We start from the raw sequence: 4,660 nt of genomic DNA, 5'->3' as shown, positions 1-4,660 counted from the left end.
GCCATCGTCCGCCTCTCTACAACGCCGCGCCGCCCGGTGCAAAACGACGAAGGCCGCCGCCCCGGGTTGGGGCGACGGCCTTTGCGTTGGGTGGTGCCCGGTGGGCGCCGCAGCTCAGAAGCTGAAGCGCGCGCCGATGCGGATCGTGTAGAGCGACTGCGGCGCGTAGATCGTATCGGTCGGCGTCGCATTCGGCAGGCTGTAGCGATACTGGGCGCAAGGCTGCGCGGTGCTGGTCGGCGCGGTACCGGTGGTGCCGGTCGGCGTCGCAGCGACCAGGCAGGTCACGCGGGCGGCCACCGCATTGTACGGGAAACCGTACTCGCGGATCTGACCCCAGTTCTTGTTCAGGAAGTTCGTGAAGTTCTCGATATCCGCGAACAGCTGGATCCGCGAATTGCCGACGAACGTCGGGATTTCCTGAGCGACGTGCAGGTCGAAGCGCGTGAACCACTTCGAATTGAACGCATTCCGCGGCGCGATCGACCCACGATACTTCGCCAGGCCCGACGACTGGAAGAAGGCGTCCAGGGTGTCGCGGGTGGTGGTGCTGTCATAGGAGACGCGCGGATCGTCGATGCCGGTCGGCACGTAGATCAGGTAGCGCGTGCCGGAACCGGTGGTGCCGAAGATTGTGCTGCGCCCGCTGGACGTGTCCTGCATCGTGTAGCTGTACGGACGGCCGATGCGGGTTTCGCCGAACAACGCGAACGTCGTCTTGTAATCGCCGAAGAAGGCGTGATCGAAGGTCACGTCATACTTGATGTTGTGGCGCACCTCGTCGTTCGACACGCCGTATGCGGCGTTGTTGCCGTCAAGGAACGCGCCGTTGGCGTAGTTGGAACCAGCTGTCGACGAGGTCGCCGGGGTCTGATCCTTGATGTTCTGGTAGGTGTAGCTGATGCCCGCATACAGCCCGAAGTCGAACTGCTTGTTGACGCGCGCCACCGCAACATAGCTGCGACCGCGCGAGGTGTTGGTCAGCAGGATGTCATTCAGCGTGTCGGAGAAGGTGGTCAGCGACGTGTAGCGCACGCGGCCATCCGGGGTGCGCGACGCGGTCGGGACCGAGCGGATGTCGGTCCAGAACACCTGGTCGCGAACCTTCGACCAGAAGAAGTCGCCGCCGAAGTTCCAGCCGCCGCCCAGGAATTCGGGCGTGTAGTCGACCGACAACGTCCCGCGCCACTGCGAGGGCAGCTTGAAGTTGGGATCGACCGCGTTCGTCGCCGCCGCGGAGACGCCGCCGACAAGATAGGTGTTCGCTGCCGCCGGCACCGCCGAACCGTTGACGTTCGTCATGATCGCCTGCGGATTGAACCCGGCCGGGAAGGTCGCGTTGCCGGCGTAGCTGCCGTCGTTCAGCTGACGGATGTCGATGGTGTTCGACAGGATGCCGGTGTTCGAGAAGCTGTTCGACGTATAAACGTCGGGTGCGCCGCCACCGAAGATGCCGATGCCACCGCGGACGCTGAGCTGCCGGTCAGGCTTCCAGTCGAAGCCTACGCGCGGCTGGAACAGTCCACGACCCGACAGGAAAGACGCATTGGTGAAGCCGTAGCGGCTGGTGAACGTCGGGTTCAGCGAGGGGCGGCTATGGCTGCCATACAGGTCATAGCGCATGCCGTAGCTGACGTTCAGCGTCGGCGTGATCGCCCAGTTGTCCTGCACGCCGAAGGCGTACTGCCAGTAATTGAACACCGCCGAAGCGAGATCCGGGTTCGGCGTCGGGACGGCATTGGTATAGCCGAAACGCTGGGCATTGCCCGCTGCGAAGTCGGCGATCGAGTCGAAGTAATAGGTGCCGGCAGTGCCGCCGCGCGGGTTCGAGTTGCTGAGGAAGGCATTGAACACGTCGACATGCGCGATGTCGCCGAAGATGCGCAGGTCGTGCCCTTCACGGGTCAGGCGCGCCTGCACGGTGCCGCCCCAGGTTTCGGTGTTCAGTGCGTTGGTCTGACGCGACACGTCCGGCCCGAATGCGACCTGCGGCGTGTTCGGCGCGCAGGTGACCGAAGCGGAGGCGCCGGCAGAACCCGGGTTGCCGCGGTCGGAATTTTCGGCGGCGCAGACGCGGAACTCCGCGAACCCGCGACCCAGCAGCGGATCCTGCAGACGAACGTACTTCTTGTAATAGCCGCGCACTTCGGTCGAGAAGTCGTCCGACCATTGCGAGTTCAGCTGCAGAACGCCGGTGTGCAGTTTGTTGCCCGAAATATAGGCGTTCGACGCCAAGCCCAGCTGCGGCGCCGACGGGTTGACGCTGGTGTTGTTGGTGATGACGATCGAATCTTCGGCGTAGCTGTAGGTCGCTGCGAGCCGCTGCGTGTCCGACAGGTTCGCGTCGATGCGGGCGACGAGGCGGTCGTCCTTGTCCTGGTTGCTGTTGACGACACCGCCGGTCTCATAGCCGTAGCGGGTGCGCGCGATGTCCGAGATGCGATTCACGGTCGCCTGGGTCAGCCCCGGGACGGCGTTGCCGGCGTTGTTGTCGGTCGGCCCTTCGGCGATCGGTCGCGGCGCGCGCAGGCGCTCACCGGCGACCATGAAGAACAGCTTGTCCTTGATCAGCGGGCCAGCCAGCTCGGCGCCGTAGTTCTCGTACTTGTAGTTAGGCAGCGTGACGACCCCGGTCGGGACGCCGGGGCCGGCCTTCGTCTTCGTGCCGGCCAGTTCGTCCGACGAATAGGAATAGAAGCCGGTGCCGTGGAATTCGTTGGTGCCCGACTTCAGGATGACGTTGACGACGCCGCCCTGGAAATTGCCCTCGCGCACGTCATACGGCGCAACCTTGGTCTGGAACTGGCCGATAGCGTCGAGCGGGATCGGCGAGCGGCGGCTCGGCAAGCCGTCCGGGTTAAGGCCGAAGTTGTCGGTGATCGGGACGCCATCGACGGTGAAGCGGTTGAAACGCGCGTTCTGGCCGGCGAAGCTGACGGCGCGGCCGCCGCTGGGCGTGTCGTCGAGACGGGCGAGCGGGTCGCGACGCATCAGGTCGCGGATGTCGCGGTTGACCGAGGCGATCGTGCCGATCTTCGTCGCGCTGAGCACCGTTGCCGGACCCTGGCTGACGGTACGCGCGCTCGAGATCGACGACGCCGTCACGACGATGTCGCTGCTGGCGCCTTCGGCGGCCAGTTCGATCGGCAGGTCGAACGTCTGGGCGACGATCGTGTTGACGTCGGTGATCGTGGTGTCGGTGTAGCCCGGCGCCCGCACCGTCACCGAGTAGGGGCCACCCGGCCGCAGACCGGTAGCAGTGAAGCTGCCGTTGGAGTCGGTCGACGTGTTCTGGCGCGTCCCCGACGGCACGTTGACGACCTCGACGGTCGCGCCCGCCACGGGGGCGCCGTTCGACGTCACGCTGCCGCGGATGGTGGAGGTGGTTTCTTGCGCCATGGCGGCTGCCGGCGCGATAAGCGCGACCGCGGCCACACCCACGAAAAGGTTGTTTCGCATCGATTCTGTCCCCTTTTGGCCCCTGGCCCGCGGCGCGCAGGCTATTGCCGTTGGGCGCGCCACTGCGCCGCGAATATGTCGTTCCCGTGACAGTCGCGAGTCTTATCGTTCGGCGCTGCAACACGCCGCGGCGGCGTTGCAAAAAAGAGACAGGGCGGCCGACCTATTGGTCGGCCAACCACCTCAATAACGGGAGATTTCCACCGGAAGGTGGCGATAGCCGTGGACGAAGCAGGCGGCTACGCGATCGGGCGCACCGGTGACGTTCACGCGCATCCGGCGCTTCGCCATCTCCTCCAGCAGGATCGCGACCTGCAGTTCCGCCAGCCGCGCCCCGACACAGCGGTGAATGCCGTGCCCGAACGCCAGGTGGCGGCGGGCATTGGGGCGATCGACCTGGTAATCGTCGGCATTGGGACCGAACACGCTTTCGTCGCGATTGGCGGAGATGTACCACATCACCACCTTGTCGCCCGCCGCGATCCGCTGCCCCATCAGTTCGGTATCCTGCTGGGCAGTGCGCGCCATGTGCGCGAGCGGGGTCTGCCAGCGGATGATCTCGCTCACCGCATTGGGGATCAGCGTGCTGTCCGCCTCCAGCTTGGCGCGCTCCGCGGGGAACTGGTCGAGCGCGTAGACGAGGCCGGACATGGTGTTGCGCGTCGTATCGTTGCCGCCGACGATCAGGAGGATGAGGTTGCCCATGAATTCGTTGGCGTCCATGTGGCTCATCGCGTCCGAATGGATCATCATCGAGATGAGGTCCGGGGTCGGCGCCGCGCCCGCCTTGGCCGCCCACAATTTCTGGAAGTAGGCGCCGCATTCGTAGATCTTCTCGAGCCGCTGCTGGCGCAGTTCCTCGCTCTTGGCCAGTTCGATGTCACCCATCCAGTCGGACCACATGGTCAGCTTCGCGCGGTCCTCCCACGGGAAATCGAACAGAATCGCCAGCATCTGCGTCGTCAGTTCGATCGACACGCGCTCGACCCAGTCGAACGCGGTGTTCCAGGGCAGGGTATCGAGCACCTCGGCGCTGCGGTCGCGGATGTTCTGCGTCAGCCGCACCATCTCGCTGGGGGTGAAGGCGGGGGCGACGGTGCGGCGCTGCGCGGTGTGGATCGGGCGGTCGCGGCCGATGAACATCGGCATCCGCACCTCATCCTCGGCAATCCGCGAGATGGTGAAGCCGTTCGCCTCCGAC

Annotated in this window: 2 protein-coding genes; both read right to left on the bottom strand. The window is 65.3% G+C overall.

Features of this window, described 5'->3' with window-relative positions:
* Positions 1–114: 114 nt before the first annotated feature.
* Positions 115–3,399 (bottom strand): TonB-dependent receptor, encoded by a 3,285-nt coding sequence (locus AX685_RS02190; protein ID WP_331710140.1) that lies wholly within the window; start codon positions 3,397–3,399, stop codon positions 115–117.
* 243 nt (positions 3,400–3,642) lie between these two features.
* The coding region (locus AX685_RS02185; RefSeq protein WP_066484939.1) for a cytochrome P450 at positions 3,643–4,660 on the bottom strand (1,018 nt) is incomplete at its 5' end.

The organism is Sphingomonas sp. CCH9-F2, from assembly GCF_001556735.1.
Lineage (GTDB): Bacteria > Pseudomonadota > Alphaproteobacteria > Sphingomonadales > Sphingomonadaceae > Sphingomonas > Sphingomonas ginsenosidimutans.
This window is presented reverse-complemented; position numbering and strand designations above follow the sequence as displayed.